At 59.2% G+C, this 21,114-nt stretch carries 19 protein-coding genes; all 19 read left to right on the top strand.

Going from position 1 to position 21,114, the window contains the following annotated elements; all coding sequences use genetic code 11:
• The first annotated feature begins 217 nt into the window (after positions 1–217).
• The 19 genes from mnmG (at position 218) to NWV16_RS00885 (ending at position 21,084) form a co-directional block, all read left to right on the top strand.
• Positions 218–2,116, top strand: a complete 1,899-nt coding sequence (gene mnmG / locus NWV16_RS00975) for a tRNA uridine-5-carboxymethylaminomethyl(34) synthesis enzyme MnmG (protein ID WP_260521631.1) — start codon at positions 218–220, stop codon at positions 2,114–2,116.
• Positions 2,113–2,757 (top strand): 16S rRNA (guanine(527)-N(7))-methyltransferase RsmG, encoded by a 645-nt coding sequence (gene rsmG, locus NWV16_RS00970; protein WP_260521630.1) that lies wholly within the window; start codon positions 2,113–2,115, stop codon positions 2,755–2,757. Before mnmG ends, rsmG begins: the two co-directional genes overlap by 4 nt.
• An 18-nt stretch (positions 2,758–2,775) precedes the next feature.
• Positions 2,776–3,573: a ParA family protein gene (locus NWV16_RS00965; protein ID WP_065260124.1), complete on the top strand. Its 798-nt coding sequence runs from the start codon at positions 2,776–2,778 to the stop codon at positions 3,571–3,573.
• A gap of 9 nt (positions 3,574–3,582) precedes the next feature.
• Complete coding sequence (locus NWV16_RS00960) at positions 3,583–4,455, top strand: ParB/RepB/Spo0J family partition protein (RefSeq protein ID WP_065260123.1); 873 nt, start codon at positions 3,583–3,585, stop codon at positions 4,453–4,455.
• A gap of 148 nt (positions 4,456–4,603) precedes the next feature.
• Complete coding sequence (locus NWV16_RS00955; protein WP_003229783.1) at positions 4,604–5,011, top strand: F0F1 ATP synthase subunit I; 408 nt, start codon at positions 4,604–4,606, stop codon at positions 5,009–5,011.
• Positions 5,012–5,027: 16 nt separating this feature from the next.
• Positions 5,028–5,897, top strand: a complete 870-nt coding sequence (atpB, locus tag NWV16_RS00950) for a F0F1 ATP synthase subunit A (protein ID WP_260521629.1) — start codon at positions 5,028–5,030, stop codon at positions 5,895–5,897.
• Positions 5,898–6,030: 133 nt separating this feature from the next.
• Entirely contained in the window at positions 6,031–6,288 is a 258-nt protein-coding gene (atpE, locus tag NWV16_RS00945) for a F0F1 ATP synthase subunit C (protein WP_003097235.1), read from the top strand.
• A gap of 58 nt (positions 6,289–6,346) precedes the next feature.
• Positions 6,347–6,817, top strand: a complete 471-nt coding sequence (locus tag NWV16_RS00940) for a F0F1 ATP synthase subunit B (RefSeq protein ID WP_065260121.1) — start codon at positions 6,347–6,349, stop codon at positions 6,815–6,817.
• 12 nt (positions 6,818–6,829) lie between these two features.
• Positions 6,830–7,366: a F0F1 ATP synthase subunit delta gene (locus NWV16_RS00935; RefSeq protein WP_260521628.1), complete on the top strand. Its 537-nt coding sequence runs from the start codon at positions 6,830–6,832 to the stop codon at positions 7,364–7,366.
• A gap of 21 nt (positions 7,367–7,387) precedes the next feature.
• Positions 7,388–8,932: a F0F1 ATP synthase subunit alpha gene (gene atpA, locus NWV16_RS00930; RefSeq protein ID WP_065260119.1), complete on the top strand. Its 1,545-nt coding sequence runs from the start codon at positions 7,388–7,390 to the stop codon at positions 8,930–8,932.
• Between the two features lie 50 nt (positions 8,933–8,982).
• Complete coding sequence (gene atpG, locus NWV16_RS00925; RefSeq protein WP_260521627.1) at positions 8,983–9,843, top strand: F0F1 ATP synthase subunit gamma; 861 nt, start codon at positions 8,983–8,985, stop codon at positions 9,841–9,843.
• A 27-nt stretch (positions 9,844–9,870) separates the two neighbouring features.
• On the top strand, positions 9,871–11,247 hold the full coding sequence (atpD, locus tag NWV16_RS00920) for a F0F1 ATP synthase subunit beta (RefSeq protein WP_065260117.1): 1,377 nt from the start codon (positions 9,871–9,873) through the stop codon (positions 11,245–11,247).
• Positions 11,248–11,292: 45 nt separating this feature from the next.
• Positions 11,293–11,718 (top strand): F0F1 ATP synthase subunit epsilon, encoded by a 426-nt coding sequence (locus NWV16_RS00915; protein ID WP_007954164.1) that lies wholly within the window; start codon positions 11,293–11,295, stop codon positions 11,716–11,718.
• Positions 11,719–11,837: 119 nt separating this feature from the next.
• Positions 11,838–13,205: a bifunctional UDP-N-acetylglucosamine diphosphorylase/glucosamine-1-phosphate N-acetyltransferase GlmU gene (gene glmU / locus NWV16_RS00910; protein WP_260521626.1), complete on the top strand. Its 1,368-nt coding sequence runs from the start codon at positions 11,838–11,840 to the stop codon at positions 13,203–13,205.
• Positions 13,206–13,337: 132 nt separating this feature from the next.
• Positions 13,338–14,114, top strand: coding sequence for a DeoR/GlpR family DNA-binding transcription regulator (locus tag NWV16_RS00905; RefSeq protein WP_065260115.1), 777 nt, complete (start codon positions 13,338–13,340; stop codon positions 14,112–14,114).
• Positions 14,115–14,116: 2 nt separating this feature from the next.
• Positions 14,117–15,949, top strand: coding sequence for a glutamine--fructose-6-phosphate transaminase (isomerizing) (gene glmS, locus NWV16_RS00900; protein ID WP_260521625.1), 1,833 nt, complete (start codon positions 14,117–14,119; stop codon positions 15,947–15,949).
• Positions 15,950–16,353: 404 nt separating this feature from the next.
• Complete coding sequence (gene hutU, locus NWV16_RS00895) at positions 16,354–18,045, top strand: urocanate hydratase (RefSeq protein ID WP_260521624.1); 1,692 nt, start codon at positions 16,354–16,356, stop codon at positions 18,043–18,045.
• Positions 18,046–18,047: 2 nt separating this feature from the next.
• Complete coding sequence (gene hutH / locus NWV16_RS00890) at positions 18,048–19,580, top strand: histidine ammonia-lyase (RefSeq protein WP_260521623.1); 1,533 nt, start codon at positions 18,048–18,050, stop codon at positions 19,578–19,580.
• Positions 19,581–19,677: 97 nt separating this feature from the next.
• Positions 19,678–21,084: an amino acid permease gene (locus NWV16_RS00885; protein WP_260521622.1), complete on the top strand. Its 1,407-nt coding sequence runs from the start codon at positions 19,678–19,680 to the stop codon at positions 21,082–21,084.
• Positions 21,085–21,114: the final 30 nt, after the last annotated feature.

Below are 21,114 nucleotides of genomic sequence, written 5' to 3'. Positions count from 1 at the left end.
TCCACAGAAATCCAGTGCAGTAAGAATAAGCTTTAAAACAAGGGTTTTATAAATTTCTCTCTTTTTTATTCCTTTAACCGCGAGTTCTCCACAGCTGGTTAAATTTTGTGCAAAGGGTTCTTTAGGAAGGGCGAAGTCCCTATACTTGTCGACCAGGTCCAGAAACCTGATCTCAAACTATTCCTGAATACCTACTTAAGCAGGCACGAGGTGCGTGGTGGATTTCCCTTCCCGTTTTGAAGTGATCGTCATCGGCGGCGGTCATGCCGGTACCGAGGCAGCACTGGCCTCAGCACGCATGGGGGCAAAAACCCTGCTGCTGACGCATAACGTGGAAACCCTCGGTGCCATGAGTTGCAACCCGGCCATCGGCGGCATCGGCAAAAGCCATCTGGTCAAGGAAATCGATGCCCTCGGCGGCGCGATGGCCATGGCTACCGATCTGGGTGGCATCCAGTTTCGTGTATTGAACAGCCGTAAAGGCCCGGCCGTGCGTGCAACCCGTGCACAAGCCGACCGGATTCTTTACAAGGCCGCTGTCCGCGAAATCCTGGAGAACCAGCCGAACCTGTGGATATTTCAACAGGCCGCTGACGACCTGATCGTCGAGCAGGAGCAGGTTCGTGGTGTGGTCACGCAAATGGGTCTGCGCTTCTTTGCAGATTCCGTGGTATTGACCACCGGTACGTTCCTGGGCGGACTTATCCACATCGGTTTGCAGAACTACTCCGGCGGTCGCGCCGGTGATCCGCCATCCATTGCGTTGGCTCGTCGTCTCCGTGAACTGCCACTGCGTGTCGGCCGGTTGAAGACCGGTACACCACCGCGTATCGATGGCCGGTCTGTGGATTTCTCTGTCATGACCGAGCAGCCAGGCGATACGCCGATCCCGGTGATGTCGTTTTTGGGCAACAAAGAACAGCATCCGCGGCAGGTGAGTTGCTGGATCACCCACACCAACGCCCGTACCCACGAAATCATCGCTTCGAACCTCGATCGTTCGCCGATGTATTCCGCTGCCGGAGAAATCGAGGGCATCGGTCCGCGTTACTGCCCGTCCATCGAAGACAAGATCCACCGTTTTGCCGACAAGGAAAGCCATCAGGTGTTCATCGAGCCTGAAGGCCTGACCACCCATGAGCTGTATCCGAACGGGATATCCACAAGCCTGCCGTTCGACGTGCAATTGCAGATCGTGCAATCGATCCGCGGCATGGAAAACGCGCACATCGTGCGTCCGGGTTACGCGATCGAGTACGACTACTTCGATCCACGGGATCTGAAGTACAGCCTGGAAACCAAAGTCATCGGCGGTCTGTTCTTCGCTGGCCAGATCAACGGCACCACCGGTTACGAAGAAGCCGGTGCGCAAGGTTTGCTGGCTGGCGCGAACGCCGCACTGCGAGCCAAGGGCAAGGAAGCCTGGTGCCCGCGTCGCGATGAGGCGTACATCGGGGTATTGGTCGACGACCTGATCACCCTCGGCACCCAGGAGCCGTACCGCATGTTCACTTCACGTGCCGAGTACCGCCTGATCCTGCGTGAGGACAACGCAGACCTGCGCCTGACCGAAAAAGGTCGCGAACTGGGTCTGGTCGATGACGCGCGTTGGGCGGCGTTCTGCAAGAAACGCGAAAACATCGAACTTGAAGAACAGCGCCTGAAAAGCACCTGGGTTCGTCCGGGCACGCCGCAGGGGGATGCGATTGCGGAAAAATTCGGCACGCCGCTGTCCCACGAATACAACTTGCTCAATCTCTTGAGTCGTCCGGAAATCGACTACGCTGGTCTGGTCGAAGTGACCGGGCCGGGTGCGGAAGACCCACAGGTCGCCGAGCAGGTCGAGATCAAGACCAAATATGCCGGTTACATCGACCGTCAGCAGGACGAAATCGCCCGTTTGCGCGCCAGCGAAGACACGAAATTGCCTGTGGATATCGAATACACCAGCATTTCCGGTCTCTCCAAGGAAATTCAGAGCAAGCTGAGCGCCACGCGTCCCGAAACGCTGGGCCAGGCTTCGCGGATCCCGGGCGTGACCCCGGCAGCGATTTCGCTGTTGATGATTCATTTGAAAAAACGCGGCGCGGGCCGTCAGTTGGAGCAAAGCGCTTGAGTTCTAAGGTCACTTCGCAACACGCCGAAGAGTTATCCACAGGAGCCCGTGAGCTCGGTGTCAATCTCACAGAGACCCAGCACGAATTACTGCTGGGTTATCTGGCCCTGTTGATCAAATGGAACCAGGCCTACAACCTGACTGCCGTTCGCGATCCGGACGAAATGGTTTCCCGCCATTTGCTCGACAGTCTGAGCGTGATGTCGTTCATCGAAAACGGCCGCTGGCTGGATGTCGGCAGCGGTGGAGGCATGCCGGGTATTCCTTTGGCGATCCTGTATCCGGATTCGCCAGTGACCTGCCTGGACAGCAACGGCAAGAAAACCCGCTTTCTGACCCAGGTCAAACTCGAGCTCAAACTGGACAATCTGCAAGTTATCCACAGTCGCGTCGAAGCCTTCCAGCCAGCAGAACCTTTCAACGGGATCATTTCCCGGGCATTCAGCAGCATGGAGAATTTCACCAACTGGACTCGCCACCTCGGCGACGCCGATACGCGCTGGCTGGCAATGAAGGGCGTTCATCCGGCCGATGAGCTGGTAGCATTGCCGGCAGACTTCAAACTCGATAGCGAACACGCCCTGGCCGTACCCGGTTGCCAGGGCCAACGCCATCTGCTGATACTGCGCCGCACGGCATGATTGGGAACACAAGCAAGAATGGCTAAGGTATTCGCGATAGCGAACCAGAAGGGTGGTGTGGGCAAGACCACCACCTGCATCAACCTCGCAGCATCCCTGGTCGCGACCAAGCGCCGGGTGCTGTTGATCGATCTCGATCCACAGGGCAACGCCACCATGGGTAGCGGTGTGGATAAACATGGCCTGGAAAACTCGGTCTACGACCTGTTGATCGGCGAATGCGATCTGGCCCAGGCCATGCATTTTTCCGAACACGGCGGTTATCAACTGCTGCCGGCCAACCGTGATCTGACGGCGGCCGAAGTGGTGCTACTGGAAATGCAGATGAAGGAAAGCCGCCTGCGCAGCGCGCTGGCGCCGGTCCGTGAAAATTACGATTACATTCTGATCGACTGCCCGCCATCGCTGTCGATGCTCACGCTGAACGCTTTGGTTGCCGCCGACGGGGTAATTATCCCCATGCAGTGCGAATACTTTGCGCTCGAAGGTTTGAGCGACCTTGTGGATAACATCAAGCGCATCGCCGAGCTGCTGAACCCGGACCTCAAGGTCGAAGGCCTGCTGCGGACCATGTACGACCCGCGCCTGAGCCTGATGAACGATGTATCGGCGCAGCTCAAGGAACACTTCGGCGATCAGCTGTACGACACGGTGATCCCGCGTAACGTCCGCCTGGCCGAAGCACCGAGCTACGGCATGCCGGCGCTGGCCTACGACAAGCAGTCGCGTGGAGCGCTGGCCTATCTCGCTCTGGCAGGTGAGATGGTTCGCCGCCAGCGCAAAAATTCACGCATCGCCGCTGCCCAGCCAACTTAAGGAATCCCCATGGCCGTCAAGAAACGAGGTCTCGGACGTGGACTGGATGCACTGCTGAGCGGTCCGACTGTCAGCGCCCTGGAAGAACAGGCTGCGCAGGCTGACAGCCGTGAGTTGCAGCACCTGCCGCTGGATCTGTTGCAGCGTGGCAAGTATCAGCCGCGCCGAGACATGGATCCCCAGGCGCTGGAAGAGCTGGCGCAATCGATCAAGACTCAGGGCGTGATGCAACCGATCGTGGTTCGCCCGATCGGTGGTGGCCGCTTTGAAATCATCGCAGGTGAACGTCGCTGGCGTGCCAGCCAGCAGGCCGGGCAGGAAACCATTCCGGCCATGGTCCGTGATGTGCCGGATGAAACCGCAATCGCCATTGCCCTGATCGAAAACATCCAGCGCGAAGACCTGAACCCCATCGAGGAAGCGGTGGCCCTGCAGCGCTTGCAGCAGGAATTCCAGCTCACTCAGCAACAGGTTGCCGAGGCCGTGGGCAAGTCTCGTGTCACTGTGGCCAACCTGCTGCGACTCATCGCATTGCCGGAAGTCATCAAGACCATGTTGTCCCACGGCGACCTGGAAATGGGTCATGCCCGTGCATTGCTCGGTCTGCCGGACAATCAGCAGGTGGAAGGGGCGCGACATGTTGTCGCACGCGGCCTCACCGTGCGCCAGACTGAAGCACTGGTTCGCCAGTGGCTGAGTGGCAAACCCGCGCCGGTCGAACCGGCAAAACCCGACCCGGATATCGCCCGGCTCGAACAACGTCTGGCCGAGCGCCTTGGCTCTGCGGTGCAGATCCGCCACGGCAAGAAGGGAAAGGGTCAACTGGTGATCGGTTACAACTCGCTCGACGAGCTTCAAGGTGTGCTTGCACACATCCGCTGAAACAATTGCTCTTGTAGCGCGCAGTCGGAAATCACTACCTGACAGTTGAATAGGGGCAGAACCGCCCCTATACTCTGCGCGCATTTTGTCGGCACAAATTATGCCAAGTTATTGAATTTCGGCAGCCGACCATTGGAGAGCAATCGTGATGGAAACCCGCAAGCCAAACCGCCTGCCCTTCCATCGCCTGGCGGTTTTTCCGGTGTTGATGGCTCAATTTGTCATTTTGCTCATTGCCGCTTTGGCGCTATGGCAATGGCACGGAGTCGTTGCCGGATACTCGGGACTTTGCGGAGGCCTGATAGCCTTGCTGCCCAATGTTTATTTCGCTCACAAGGCATTTCGGTTTTCCGGCGCCAGAGCAGCCCAGTCCATCGTCCGGTCTTTCTATGCCGGCGAGGCAGGCAAACTGATTTTGACGGCAGTGCTTTTTGCACTGGTGTTTGCAGGTGTGAAGCCACTGGCGCCGATCGCTGTATTCGGCGCCTTCGTGCTGACTCAGTCGGTCAGCTGGTTCGCTCCCCTGCTGATGAGAACAAGACTTTCGAGACCTTAGGGCGTTTGAGGCAACCATGGCAGAAACAACCGCTTCGGGCTATATCCAGCACCACTTGCAGAACCTGACCTTCGGTCAGCTACCCAACGGCGGCTGGGGCTTTGCCCACACCGCAGCAGAAGCCAAGGAAATGGGTTTCTGGGCTTTCCACGTCGACACCCTCGGCTGGTCGGTCGCACTGGGTCTGATTTTCGTCTTTCTTTTCCGCATGGCGGCGAAGAAGGCGACTTCCGGTCAGCCAGGTGCACTGCAGAACTTCGTTGAAGTGCTGGTCGAATTCGTCGATGGCAGCGTGAAAGACAGCTTCCATGGCCGTAGCCCGGTGATCGCACCGCTGGCACTGACCATCTTCGTCTGGGTGTTCCTGATGAACGCCGTTGACCTGGTACCGGTCGACTGGATTCCTCAACTGGCCATCCTGATCTCCGGCGACCACCACATCCCGTTCCGTGCCGTGTCGACTACCGACCCGAACGCGACCCTGGGCATGGCGTTCTCGGTCTTCGCACTGATCATTTTCTACAGCATCAAGGTCAAAGGTATCGGCGGCTTCATCGGCGAGCTGACCCTGCACCCGTTCGGCAGCAAGAACATCTTCGTTCAGGCGCTGCTGATCCCGGTGAACTTCCTGCTGGAATTCGTGACCCTGATCGCCAAACCGATCTCTCTGGCCCTGCGTCTGTTCGGCAACATGTATGCCGGCGAGCTGGTGTTCATCCTGATCGCTGTGATGTTCGGCAGCGGCCTGCTCTGGCTCAGCGGCCTGGGCGTTGCGCTGCAGTGGGCGTGGGCGGTGTTCCACATCCTGATCATCACCCTGCAGGCGTTCATCTTCATGATGCTGACCATCGTCTACCTGTCGATGGCGCACGAAGAAAACCATTAAGACCGGTCTCGGCCGGTCTGATGTCCCTCCCGGTCAAACGGGAGGGGGCTCCTCACGGGGCCGCTGAAACGATTTGTTTTACCGCTTTAATCTAAAAAACCTAAACCATACGACGTAAAAGTCGGGAGGAAAGATGGAAACTGTAGTTGGTCTAACCGCTATCGCTGTTGCACTGTTGATCGGCCTGGGCGCACTGGGTACCGCAATTGGTTTCGGCCTGCTGGGCGGCAAGTTCCTGGAAGGCGCAGCGCGTCAGCCGGAAATGGTTCCAATGCTGCAAGTTAAAATGTTCATCGTTGCCGGTCTGCTCGACGCCGTAACCATGATCGGTGTTGGTATCGCTCTGTTCTTCACCTTTGCGAACCCGTTCGTTGGTCAGATCGCTGGCTAATCATTCGGATCTTCCGATTGATTTGATGTGATGGACAACGTAACTGCGAGGTGTTGGCGTGAACATTAATGCGACCCTGATTGGCCAGTCCGTTGCGTTCCTGATTTTTGTACTGTTCTGCATGAAGTTCGTATGGCCTCCGGTCATCACGGCACTGCGCGAACGTCAAAAGAAGATCGCCGATGGTCTGGACGCTGCCAACCGAGCAGCTCGCGACCTGGAGCTGGCCCAAGAGAAAGCGGGTCAGCAACTGCGCGAAGCGAAAGCTCAGGCAGCTGAAATCATCGAGCAAGCCAAGAAACGCGGTAACCAGATTGTTGACGAAGCCCGTGAACAGGCTCGCGTCGAAGCTGACCGTGTGAAGGCTCAGGCTCAGGCCGAGATCGAACAGGAACTGAACAGTGTCAAAGATGCGCTGCGCGCCCAAGTGGGTAGCCTGGCCGTTGGCGGTGCTTCGAAGATCCTGGGCAAGACAATCGATCAAAACGCGCACGCAGAGCTGGTTAACCAACTGGCTGCTGAAATCTAAGCGAGGGCGATCATGGCAGAACTGACCACGTTGGCCCGACCTTACGCTAAGGCGGCCTTCGAGCACGCTCAGGCCCACCAGCAACTGGCCAATTGGTCAGCCATGCTCGGCCTGGCAGCAGCGGTGTCGCAAGACGACACCATGCAGCGCGTGCTCAAGGCCCCGCGACTGACGAGCGCAGAAAAGGCCGCCACGTTCATTGACGTGTGCGGCGACAAGTTTGATGCCAAGGCACAAAATTTCATTCACGTCGTTGCCGAAAACGACCGTCTCCCGCTTCTGCCGGAGATCGCTGCTCTTTTCGACCTGTACAAGGCCGAACAAGAGAAATCGGTAGACGTTGAAGTGACCAGTGCTTTTGCATTGAACCAAGAACAGCAAGACAAACTCGCCAAGGTTCTCAGTGCACGACTCAGCCGGGAAGTGCGCCTGCAAGTTGCGGAAGATGCATCCCTCATCGGGGGTGTTGTCATTCGCGCCGGCGACCTGGTTATCGATGGCTCAGTTAGCGGCAAACTCGCGAAACTGGCCGAAGCATTGAAATCTTGAGTTTGAAGGGGCAGCAGAGCAATGCAGCAACTCAATCCTTCCGAAATTAGTGAAATTATCAAGGGTCGCATCGAGAAGCTCGATGTAACCTCCCAAGCCCGTAACGAAGGCACTGTCGTCAGCGTGTCTGACGGTATCGTGCGGATTCACGGTCTGGCCGACGTCATGTACGGCGAGATGATCGAGTTTCCTGGCGGTGTCTACGGTATGGCCCTCAACCTGGAGCAAGACTCCGTAGGTGCCGTTGTACTGGGCGCATACACGACTCTGGCTGAAGGCATGAGTGCCAAGTGCACCGGCCGCATCCTCGAAGTTCCGGTTGGTAAGGAACTGCTGGGTCGCGTTGTCGACGCACTGGGTAACCCTGTTGACGGCAAAGGTCCACTGGGCAACACCGAGACCGACGCGGTCGAGAAAGTTGCTCCGGGCGTGATCTGGCGTAAGTCGGTAGACCAGCCTGTACAGACTGGCTACAAGGCTGTGGATGCCATGATTCCTGTCGGCCGTGGCCAGCGTGAGCTGATCATCGGTGACCGTCAGATCGGCAAGACCGCTCTGGCGATCGACGCGATCATCAACCAGAAAGACAGCGGCATTTTCTGCGTATACGTAGCGGTCGGTCAGAAGCAGTCGACCATCGCCAACGTGGTTCGCAAGCTGGAAGAAAACGGTGCATTGGCCAACACCATCATCGTTGCCGCGAGCGCTTCGGAATCTGCAGCACTGCAGTTCCTGGCTCCGTACTCCGGTTGCACCATGGGTGAATTCTTCCGCGACCGCGGTGAAGACGCGCTGATCGTTTATGACGATCTGTCCAAGCAAGCAGTGGCTTACCGCCAGATTTCCCTGCTGCTGCGCCGTCCACCAGGACGTGAAGCCTACCCAGGCGACGTGTTCTATCTCCACTCCCGTCTGCTGGAGCGCGCATCCCGCGTTTCGGAAGAGTACGTAGAGAAGTTCACCAACGGTGCAGTGACTGGCAAAACCGGTTCCCTGACCGCACTGCCGATCATCGAAACCCAGGCTGGCGACGTTTCCGCGTTCGTTCCGACCAACGTGATCTCCATCACCGACGGTCAGATCTTCCTGGAATCGGCCATGTTCAACTCGGGCATCCGCCCTGCAGTGAACGCCGGTGTTTCGGTATCCCGTGTGGGTGGTGCCGCTCAGACCAAGATCATCAAGAAGCTGTCCGGTGGTATCCGTACCGCTCTGGCCCAGTACCGTGAACTGGCGGCATTCGCCCAGTTCGCTTCTGACCTGGACGAAGCGACCCGCAAGCAACTTGAGCATGGTCAGCGCGTTACCGAGCTGATGAAGCAGAAGCAATACGCGCCAATGTCGATCGCCGACATGTCGCTGTCGCTGTATGCCGCTGAGCGTGGGTTCCTGACTGACATTGAAATCGCCAAAGTCGGCAGCTTCGAGCAAGCGCTGATTGCTTACTTCAACCGCGATCACGCCGATTTGATGGCCAAGATCAACGTGAAGGGTGACTTCAATGACGAAATCGACGCTGGCCTGAAAGCCGGTATCGAGAAGTTCAAGGCCACCCAAACCTGGTAAGCCGCAGCGGGAGCCGCAAGGCTCCCGCTTGCTAACCTGATAGGTGTTACATGGCAGGCGCAAAAGAGATTCGCAGTAAGATTGCGAGCATCAAAAGCACGCAAAAAATTACCAGCGCCATGGAAAAAGTGGCGGTCAGCAAAATGCGCAAGGCACAAATGCGCATGGCTGCTAGCCGCCCTTATGCGGAGCGTATCCGCCAGGTAATTGGACATCTGGCCAACGCCAACCCGGAATACCGCCATCCGTTCATGATCGACCGCGCCGTCAAGCGCGTCGGCTATGTCGTGGTGAGCAGTGACCGTGGTCTGTGCGGCGGCTTGAACACCAACCTGTTCAAGGCCCTGGTCAAGGACATGGCGGTAAACCGCGAAAACGGCGTCGAGATCGATCTGTGTGTCGTTGGTAGCAAGGGTGCGGCCTTTTTCCGCAACTTCGGCGGTAACGTCGTTGCAGCTATCAGCCATCTGGGTGAAGAGCCGTCGATCAATGATCTGATCGGCAGTGTCAAGGTGATGCTGGATGCTTATCTGGACGGCCGTATCGACCGCCTGTCCGTGGTGTCCAACAAGTTCGTCAACACCATGACCCAGATGCCAACCGTGGAGCAGTTGATTCCACTGGTGGCGACCCCGGATCAAGAACTCAAGCACCACTGGGACTACCTCTACGAACCGGACGCCAAAGAGCTGCTTGACGGCTTGATGGTGCGTTACGTGGAGTCGCAGGTGTACCAGGCGGTGGTCGAGAACAACGCGGCCGAACAAGCTGCGCGGATGATCGCGATGAAGAACGCTACCGACAACGCCGGTGATCTGATCAGCGACTTGCAGCTGATCTACAACAAGGCGCGTCAGGCTGCGATCACCCAAGAGATCTCGGAAATCGTCGGCGGCGCTGCCGCGGTTTAACGGTTCAAATATTCAGAGGATCCAGCTATGAGTAGCGGACGTATCGTTCAAATCATCGGCGCCGTTATCGACGTGGAATTTCCACGCGACAGCGTACCGAGCATCTACGACGCCTTGAAGGTTCAAGGCGCCGAAACCACTCTGGAAGTTCAGCAGCAGCTGGGCGACGGCGTGGTTCGTACCATTGCGATGGGCTCCACCGAGGGTCTGAAGCGCGGTCTGGACGTCAACAACACTGGCGCAGCCATCTCCGTACCGGTCGGTAAAGCGACCCTGGGCCGGATCATGGACGTACTGGGCAACCCGATCGACGAAGCCGGCCCGATCGGCGAAGAAGAGCGCTGGGGTATCCACCGCGCCGCTCCTTCCTTCGCTGAACAGGCAGGTGGCAACGACCTGCTCGAAACCGGCATCAAGGTTATCGACCTGGTCTGCCCGTTCGCCAAGGGCGGTAAAGTCGGTCTGTTCGGTGGTGCCGGTGTAGGCAAGACCGTAAACATGATGGAACTGATCCGTAACATCGCCATCGAGCACAGCGGTTATTCCGTGTTCGCCGGTGTGGGCGAGCGTACTCGTGAGGGTAACGACTTCTACCACGAGATGAAGGACTCCAACGTTCTCGACAAGGTAGCCCTGGTCTACGGTCAGATGAACGAGCCACCGGGAAACCGTCTGCGTGTAGCGCTGACCGGTCTGACCATGGCCGAGAAGTTCCGTGACGAAGGTAACGACGTTCTGCTGTTCGTCGACAACATCTACCGTTACACCCTGGCCGGTACCGAAGTATCCGCACTGCTGGGTCGTATGCCTTCGGCAGTAGGTTACCAGCCGACTCTGGCTGAAGAGATGGGCGTTCTGCAGGAACGTATCACTTCGACCAAGCAAGGTTCGATCACTTCGATCCAGGCCGTATACGTACCTGCGGACGACCTGACCGACCCGTCGCCGGCCACCACGTTTGCTCACCTGGACGCCACCGTCGTTCTGTCCCGTGACATCGCTTCCCTGGGTATCTACCCGGCGGTAGACCCACTGGACTCGACTTCGCGTCAGCTGGACCCGAACGTGATCGGCAACGAGCACTACGAGACCGCTCGTGGCGTTCAGTACGTGCTGCAGCGTTACAAAGAACTGAAGGACATCATTGCGATCCTGGGTATGGACGAGCTGTCGGAAACCGACAAGCAGTTGGTAGCCCGTGCTCGTAAGATCCAGCGCTTCTTGTCGCAGCCGTTCTTCGTGGCTGAAGTCTTCACCGGTGCTTCGGGTAAATACGTTTCCCTGAAAGACACCATTGCTGGCTTCAAAGGCATCCTCAACGGTGACTACGACCACCTGCCAGAACAAGCGTTCTACATGGTTGGCGGCATCGAAGAAGCGATCGAGAAAGCCAAGAAACTGTAATCCAGGCGCCCGGCAACGGGCGCTAATTTAGGTTGAGGCAATCAGATGGCTATGACAGTCCATTGCGATATCGTCAGCGCGGAAGGGGAAATCTTCTCCGGTCTGGTCGAGATGGTGATTGCGCACGGTGCTCTGGGTGATCTTGGTATCGCTCTGGGCCACGCGCCGTTGATCACGAATCTCAAGCCGGGTCCGATCCGCCTGATCAAGCAAGGCGGGGAAGCCGAGGTGTTCTACATCTCCGGTGGTTTCCTCGAGGTTCAGCCGAACATGGTCAAGGTGCTTGCCGATACCGTGCAACGTGCCGCCGACCTGGATGAAGCTCAGGCCCAGGCAGCTCTCAAGGCTGCCGAGGCCGCTCTGCATGAGAAGAGCGCAGATTTCGACTACGGAGCTGCGTCCGCACGTCTGGCCGAGGCTGCAGCTCAGCTGCGCACCGTCCAGCAGATCCGCAAGAAGTTTGGCGGTTGATCCGTCAGCCCACTTGTTGTGCGATTGATAAAAAAGGGTAGCCTCGGCTACCCTTTTTTCTTTTCCGACTTTCAAAAAACCGGTCGCAATTGCTGACCACCCAGGATTGGTAGCCAGTCATGTCTCTTGAAATCGTTATCCTCGCGGCCGGTCAAGGCACCCGCATGCGTTCGGCATTGCCAAAAGTGCTGCACCCGATTGCCGGCGACTCCATGCTCGGCCATGTTATCCACAGTGCGCGTCAACTTGATCCACAGCGCATTCACGTGGTTATCGGCCATGGCGCCGATGTGGTGCGCGAGCGTCTGGCTGCCGATGATCTCAATTTTGTGCTGCAAGACAAGCAGTTGGGCACCGGCCACGCGACCGCTCAGGCCGTACCGTTCATTACCTCCGACACCGTTCTGATTCTCTACGGAGACGTGCCGTTGATCGAGGTCGAAACCCTGCAGCGTCTGCTCAAGCATGTCGTTCCAGGGCAAATGGGCCTGTTGACTGTCGAGCTGCAGGATCCGACCGGCTACGGCCGTATCGTGCGCGATGCCAGCGGCAAGGTGGCGGCGATCGTCGAGCACAAGGATGCCACTGAAGCGCAACGCATGATCACCGAAGGCAATACAGGCATCCTCGCGGTGCCGGCCAGCCATCTGGCCGACTGGATGGGACGCCTGTCGAACAACAATGCCCAGGGCGAGTACTACCTGACTGACGTGATCGAAATGGCGGTCGGTGATGGCCTGGTGGTTGCAACGGAACAACCCCATGATCCGATGGAAGTGCAGGGCGCCAATGATCGCAAGCAGCTGTCCGAGCTGGAGCGCCACTATCAGTTGCGCGCCGGTCGCCGCCTGATGGCGCAGGGCGTGACCCTGCGTGACCCGGCCCGCTTCGATGTACGTGGCGAAGTGACCGTCGGTCGCGACGTGCTGATTGACATCAACGTGATACTCGAAGGCAAGGTGGTCATTGAAGATGACGTGGTGATCGGCCCGAACTGCGTCATCAAGGACAGCACCCTGCGCAAAGGCGTGGTGATCAAGGCCAACAGTCATATTGAAGGCGCGGTGCTGGGGGAGGGCAGCGATGCCGGTCCGTTTGCACGCCTGCGCCCGGGGTCCGTGCTGGAAGCTCGCGCTCATGTGGGTAACTTCGTCGAACTGAAAAACGCCCGCATGGGCGAGGGTGCCAAGGCCGGGCACCTGACTTATCTGGGCGACGCCGAGATCGGTGCCCGCACCAACATCGGAGCCGGCACCATCACCTGCAACTACGATGGCGCCAACAAGTGGAAAACCGTGTTGGGCGAAGATGTATTCATCGGTTCCAACAACTCGCTGGTGGCGCCTGTGGATATCTCCTCCGGTGCGACCACTGCCGCCGGTTCGACCATCACTCAGAATGTGGATAACGCCCAGCTCGCCGTGGGGCGTGCGCGGCAGAGAAACATTAATGGCTGGAAGCGTCCCGAGAAAATCAGCAAGAGCTGAGTTATCCACAACACTTCAATCCACAGAATCGCTGCCCCAGGGCAGCGATTTTTTTTCATCTTCGGCTTGACGATTTTGTGTCGATCGGTTTTGATTGCTTCCGTTATCTTTCGAATCGAAACTTATCAGACCATGTCGAAACGCAATACGCCCCAACGCCGCCACAACATACTGGCCTTGCTCAATGAGCGAGGTGAAGTCAGCGTCGACGAGCTCGCCAAGCGTTTCGAAACTTCGGAAGTTACGATTCGCAAGGATCTGGCCGCGCTGGAAAGCCATGGCCTGCTACTGCGCCGTTACGGCGGAGCGATCACCATGCCTCAGGAACTGGTGGCCGATGTCAGTCAGAACGTTTCCAAATACAAACAGGCGATTGCCCGCGCCGCGGTCACCCGTATTCGCGAGCACGCCCGTATCATCATCGACAGCGGCAGCACCACGGCCGCAATGATCCCCGAACTTGGCCAGCAACCCGGGCTGGTGGTGATGACCAACTCCCTGCATGTCGCCAATGCCCTGAGCGAACTTGAACATGAACCTGTCCTGCTGATGACCGGTGGCACCTGGGATCCTCATTCGGAATCCTTCCAGGGCCAGGTCGCCGAGCAGGTACTACGCTCTTACGACTTCGATCAATTGTTCATCGGTGCCGATGGCATCGATCTGGTGCGTGGCACCACCACGTTCAATGAACTGCTCGGCCTGAGCCGGGTGATGGCGGAAGTGGCGCGGGAAGTGATCGTGATGGTCGAGGCCGACAAGATCGGTCGCAAGATTCCAAACCTGGAGCTGCCATGGAGCAGCGTCCATACCCTAATCACCGATGATCGCCTGCCTCAGGAGGCACGGGATCAGATTCAGGCTCGCGGTATCAATTTGATTTGCGCGACGGTCAGTCAGGAGAAATAAGCATGTGTGGAATTGTCGGCGCGGTAGCTGAACGTAATATCACCGCCATCCTGGTCGAAGGCCTCAAGCGCCTCGAATACCGGGGTTATGACAGTGCCGGTGTGGCGGTGTACACCAATGACGGCGCTTTGGAGCGTACCCGTCGTGTGGGCAAGGTCAGCGAACTGGATGCGGCCCTTGCCGAACATCCGCTGGTGGGGCGCCTCGGTATTGCCCACACCCGCTGGGCTACCCATGGCGCGCCAAGCGAACGCAATGCTCACCCGCATTTCTCCGGCAATGTCGCGGTGGTGCACAACGGCATCATCGAAAACCACGAAGTGCTGCGTGAGCAACTCAAGGCGCAGGGTTATGTGTTCTCTTCCGACACCGACACCGAAGTCATCGCACACCTGCTGACCGAAAAACTCAAGGCGTTGCCGGATCTGACCGACGCCTTGAAAGCCGCGGTCAAGGAACTGCATGGCGCCTATGGGCTGGCGGTGATCCACGCCCAGCAGCCGGATCGTCTGGTTGCGGCTCGAAGCGGCAGCCCGCTGGTGATCGGTCTGGGTCTGGGCGAAAACTTCCTCGCTTCCGACCAACTGGCTCTGCGTCAGGTCACCGACCGTTTCATGTATCTGGAGGAAGGCGATATCGCCGAAATCCAGCGTGACAAGGTGCAGATCTGGGACCTGACCGGCAAAGCCGTCGAGCGCCAGACCGTGCAGTACACCGATGGCGCCGAAGCGGCCGACAAAGGCGAATTCCGCCATTACATGCTCAAGGAAATCCACGAACAACCGTCTGTGGTGCAACGCACGCTGGAGGGGCGTCTCAGCCCGAACCAGGTGCTGGTGCAGGCATTCGGCCCACAAGCGGCCGAACTGTTCGCCAAGGTGCGCAACGTACAGATCGTGGCCTGCGGCACCAGCTACCACGCCGGCATGGTTGCCCGTTACTGGCTCGAGGAGCTGGCGGGAATTCCGTGCCAGGTCGAAGTGGCCAGTGAGTTCCGCTACCGCAAGGTCGTGGTGCAGCCGAACACGCTGTTCGTCACCATTTCTCAGTCCGGCGAAACCGCGGACACCCTGGCGGCGCTGCGCAACGCCAAGGAACTGGGTTTCCTGGGCAGTCTCGCGATCTGCAACGTCGGCATCAGTTCGCTGGTGCGCGAATCCGATCTGACCCTGCTGACCCAGGCCGGTCGTGAAATCGGCGTGGCCTCGACCAAGGCGTTCACCACGCAACTGGTTGGTCTGCTGCTGCTGACCCTGTCCCTGGGCCAGGTGCGCGGCACGCTGGGCAAAGACGTTGAAGCCACGCTGGTCGAAGAACTGCGTCGCCTGCCGACCCGTCTGGGCGAAGCGCTGGCCATGGACAGCACGGTGGAAAAAATCGCCGAACTGTTCGCCGACAAGAACCACACCCTGTTCCTTGGTCGTGGTGCGCAATATCCGGTCGCGATGGAAGGGGCCCTGAAACTCAAGGAAATCTCTTACATCCACGCCGAAGCTTATCCTGCCGGCGAACTGAAGCATGGCCCGCTGGCGCTTGTGGATAACGACATGCCGGTGGTGACCGTGGCGCCGAACAACGAACTGCTCGAGAAGCTCAAGTCCAACCTGCAGGAAGTTCGTGCCCGTGGCGGCGAACTGATCGTGTTCGCTGACGAGAAGGCCGGGATGACCAACGGCGAAGGTACTCACGTGGTACAGATGCCGCACATCCATGACATCCTGTCGCCGATCCTCTACACCATCCCGCTGCAATTGCTGTCTTACTACGTCGCCGTGCTCAAGGGCACTGACGTGGACCAGCCGCGCAACCTGGCGAAGTCGGTGACGGTGGAATAAGTTATTCACAGGCCGTAACAAACAACCACAGCCTGGAAACCCATCGGGTTTTCCAGGCTGTGGCCCGTTCCCACTTTTTGTTACCGAACACCCCAGCGTGGTCCAATGCCACGCTCCTGTAACAGCCTCTCTGCTTTCAAAAAGCGCCCCTTCGAAAAAAATTCAATCACTCGATGCCCCATGATTTCGGCGTCCTCAACGATGTCCGTCGGTTTTGTTAGACAGCTTCTCCATAAGTTGGCCGTTCAATTGCATATGCTTGTATGTACAAGTAAAGACGTATGCATACGAGTTGAAAGAAACCGAGCATCACGTCCACTGATTCGCTTGTCGCGCATCGAAGCGCACAAGCCGCTTGCCCATCGCCAGGGTTGGTTTGAATTGATCGCTGAGGAGCCTTTTTCGTGACTGACGCAAAAACTACCAAATTCCGTGACGTCGAAATCCGCGCTGCCCGCGGCAACCAGCTGACCGCCAAGAGCTGGCTGACCGAAGCGCCGCTGCGCATGCTGATGAACAACCTCGACCCGGAAGTGGCCGAGAACCCGAAAGAGCTGGTGGTCTATGGCGGCATCGGTCGCGCTGCGCGCAACTGGGAGTGCTACGACAAGATCGTCGAAAGCCTGACCAACCTGAATGACGACGAGACTCTGCTGGTGCAGTCCGGCAAACCGGTCGGCGTGTTCAAGACCCACAGCAACGCGCCGCGTGTGCTGATCGCCAACTCCAACCTGGTGCCGCACTGGGCGACCTGGGAACACTTCAACGAACTCGATGCCAAGGGTCTGGCCATGTACGGCCAGATGACCGCCGGCAGCTGGATCTACATCGGCAGCCAGGGCATCGTCCAGGGCACCTACGAAACCTTCGTCGAGGCCGGTCGCCAGCATTACGACTCCAACCTCAAGGGCCGCTGGGTCCTGACCGCCGGCCTCGGCGGCATGGGCGGCGCCCAGCCGCTGGCCGCGACCCTGGCCGGTGCCTGCTCGCTGAACATCGAATGCCAGCAGACCAGCATCGATTTCCGCCTCAAGACCCGTTACGTCGACGAGCAGGCCAAGGACCTCGACGACGCCCTGGCGCGCATTGAGAAGTACACCCAAGAAGGCAAGGCGATCTCCATCGCCCTGTGTGGCAACGCCGCCGAAATCCTCCCGGAACTGGTCCGTCGTGGCGTGCGTCCGGACATGGTCACCGACCAGACCAGCGCCCACGATCCGCTCAACGGCTACCTGCCGGCCGGCTGGACCTGGGAGCAATACCGCGCCCGCGCCAAGACCGAACCGGCCGCAGTGATCAAGGCCGCCAAGCAGTCGATGGCGGTGCACGTCAAAGCCATGCTCGACTTCCAGAAGCAAGGCATCCCGACCTTCGACTACGGCAACAACATCCGTCAGATGGCCCAGGAAGAGGGCGTGGAAAACGCTTTCGACTTCCCGGGTTTCGTGCCGGCCTACATCCGTCCGCTGTTCTGCCGTGGCATCGGCCCGTTCCGCTGGGCGGCGCTGTCGGGTGATCCACAGGACATCTACAAGACCGACGCCAAGGTCAAGGAACTGATCCCGGACGACGCCCACCTGCACAACTGGCTGGACATGGCTCGCGAGCGCATCAGCTTCCAGGGTCTGCCGGCGCGGATCTGCTGGGTCGGCCTGGGTCTGCGCGCCAAACTGGGTCTGGCGTTCAACGAAATGGTCCGTCGCGGCGAGCTGTCGGCACCGATCGTGATCGGCCGCGACCACCTCGACTCCGGCTCGGTGTCCAGCCCGAACCGCGAAACCGAATCGATGCAGGATGGCTCCGACGCCGTCTCCGACTGGCCGCTGCTCAATGCCTTGCTCAACACCGCGAGCGGCGCGACCTGGGTCTCGCTGCATCACGGTGGCGGCGTCGGCATGGGCTTCTCCCAGCACTCGGGCATGGTGATCGTCTGCGACGGTACCGATGAGGCGGCCGAGCGCATCGCTCGCGTGCTGCACAACGACCCGGGCACCGGTGTGATGCGTCATGCCGATGCCGGTTACCAGATCGCCATCGACTGCGCCAGGGAGCAGGGCTTGAACCTGCCAATGATTACTTCGGTTAAAGGAGCCTGAACATGACTGCGCTGAACCTGATCCCCGGCCAGCTGAGCCTGTCGCAACTGCGTGACGTCTACCAGAACCCGGTCAAACTGACGCTCGACTACAGCGCCGCCGCGCAGATCGAAGCCAGCGTCGCCTGCGTCGAGCAGATCCTCGCCGAGAACCGCACCGCCTACGGCATCAACACCGGGTTCGGTCTGCTGGCCTCGACCCGCATCGCCAGCGCCGACCTGGAAAACCTGCAGCGCTCGCTGGTGCTGTCCCACGCCGCCGGCATCGGCGAGCCGATCAGTGATGAGCTGGTGCGCCTGATCATGGTGCTCAAGGTCAACAGCCTCAGCCGTGGTTTCTCCGGCATCCGTCGGGTGGTGATCGACGCGCTGATCGCGCTGATCAATGCCGAGGTTTATCCGCACATTCCGTTGAAAGGTTCGGTGGGGGCGTCCGGCGACCTCGCGCCATTGGCGCACATGTCGCTGGTGCTGCTGGGCGAGGGCAAGGCCCGTTACAAGGGCGAGTGGATGGAAGCCACCGAAGCGCTGAAAGTGGCCGGTCTGACCCCGCTGACTTTGGCCGCGAAAGAAGGCCTGGCGCTGCTCAACGGTACGCAGGTGTCCACCGCATTCGCCCTGCGCGGTCTGTTCGAAGGTGAAGACCTGTTTGCCGGCGCGCTGGCCATCGGCGGCCTGAGCGTGGAAGCGGTGCTCGGTTCGCGCTCGCCATTCGATGCGCGTATTCACGCAGCCCGTGGCCAGAAAGGCCAGATCGACACCGCCGCCGCTTACCGCGATCTGCTGGGCGAGCGCAGCGAGGTCTCCGATTCGCACCAGAACTGCGAGAAGGTTCAGGATCCGTACTCGCTGCGCTGCCAGCCGCAAGTCATGGGCGCGTGCCTGACCCAGTTCCGTCAGGCCGCCGAGGTGCTGGTGATCGAAGCCAACGCCGTCTCCGACAACCCGTTGGTGTTCGCCGCCGAAGGCGACGTGATTTCCGGCGGCAACTTCCATGCTGAACCCGTGGCCATGGCCGCTGACAACATGGCCTTGGCCATCGCCGAAATCGGTTCCCTGAGCGAACGCCGCATCTCGCTGATGATGGACAAGCACATGTCGCAACTGCCGCCGTTCCTGGTGGCCAATGGCGGCGTGAACTCGGGCTTCATGATCGCTCAGGTGACTGCGGCGGCGCTGGCCAGCGATAACAAGGCGCTGGCCCATCCGCATTCGGTGGACAGTCTGCCGACCTCCGCCAACCAGGAAGACCACGTGTCGATGGCCCCGGCCGCCGGCAAGCGCCTGTGGGAAATGGCCGAGAACACCCGCGGCATTCTCGCGGTGGAATGGCTGGCGGCGGTACAGGGTCTGGACCTGCGCAACGGCCTGAAGACCTCGGCCAAACTGGAAAAGGCCCGGGGCATTCTGCGTCGCGAAGTGCCGTTCTACGAGAAGGACCGCTTCTTTGCGCCGGACATCAATGCGGCGATCGAGTTGCTGGCTTCTCGCACGCTGAATGAGCTGGTTCCGGCGAATCTGTTGCCGAGTCTGTAAGTGCCTCGTCGCCAACAGGCTGTCTTCCACACTGCGTGGAGGCCGGCCTGTTGGCGTTTCGGTTTTTGCGTCGAATAAAAATAAATAAGGACGAAAAATGCAGCAGTCAGCAAAAGGTTTGAAACGCGGGCTCTCTGCCCGACACATTCGCTTCATGGCTCTGGGATCGGCAATCGGTACGGGGCTGTTCTACGGTTCTGCCTCGGCCATTCAGATGGCCGGTCCTGCGGTTTTGCTCGCGTATCTGATCGGTGGCGCGGCGGTGTTCATGGTCATGCGCGCCCTCGGCGAGATGGCGGTGCACAACCCGGTCGCCGGCTCGTTCGGGCAGTACGCCAGCACCTACCTCGGGCCCATGGCGGGTTTCATTCTCGGTTGGACCTACGCCTTCGAAATGGTCATCGTCGGCATGGCCGATGTGACGGCATTCGGCATCTACATGGGCTTCTGGTTTCCGGAAGTCTCGCGCTGGATCTGGGTGCTGGGCATTGTTTCGGTGGTCGGCGGGCTGAACCTGTGCAACGTCAAAGTCTTCGGTGAAATGGAGTTCTGGCTGTCGTTGCTCAAGGTCGCGGCCATCGTGGCGATGATCCTCGGTGGCTTCGGCATCATGCTGTTCGGCATCAGCACCGCCCCGGGCCAGACCACCGATATCAGCAACCTGTGGACTCAGGGCGGCTTCATGCCCAATGGCGTGGGCGGTCTGATCGCCTCGTTTGCCGTGGTGATGTTTGCCTTTGGCGGTATCGAGATCATCGGCGTGACTGCCGGCGAAGCCAAGGACCCGCACCGCGTGTTGCCCAAGGCGATCAACGCGGTGCCGATGCGCATCCTGCTGTTCTATGTGCTGACGATGCTGGTACTGATGTCGATCTTCCCGTGGCAGCAGATCGGCAGCCAGGGCAGCCCGTTCGTGCAGATCTTCGATCATCTGGGCGTCAGCTCGGCGGCCACCGTTCTGAACATTGTGGTGATCTCGGCGGCGGTGTCGGCGATCAACAGCGACATTTTCGGCGCAGGCCGGATGATGTACGGCCTGGCCCAGCAAGGGCATGCGCCGAAAGGCTTCGCGCGCCTGTCGCGCAATGGCGTGCCGTGGCTGACGGTGATCGTGATGAGCTGCGCGCTGTTGCTGGGCGTGTTGCTGAACTACCTGATCCCGGAAAACGTGTTCCTGCTGATCGCTTCGATTGCGACCTTCGCCACCGTGTGGGTTTGGCTGATGATTCTGTTCACCCAGGTGGCCATGCGTCGTTCCATGACGCCGGAGCAGGTGGCGCGACTGAAATTCCCGGTGCCGTTCTGGCCGTATGCGCCGATGGCGGCCATTGCCTTCATGCTGTTCGTGTTCGGCGTGCTGGGTTACTTTCCGGATACTCAGGCAGCGTTGATTGTCGGGGTGGTCTGGATCGGATTGCTGGTGCTGGCGTATCTGACGTGGGTCAAACCGACAGCCGGGCAGGCTGCGCGGGTGACCGGTGATCACCCGGTCTCTCAGTCCTGACCTGATCGGGAAACGTTCCGGGCCTGCATT

It is taken from the genome of Pseudomonas sp. BW7P1 (assembly GCF_024981055.1).
GTDB classification, from domain to species: Bacteria; Pseudomonadota; Gammaproteobacteria; order Pseudomonadales; family Pseudomonadaceae; genus Aquipseudomonas; species Aquipseudomonas bananamidigenes.
This window is presented reverse-complemented; position numbering and strand designations above follow the sequence as displayed.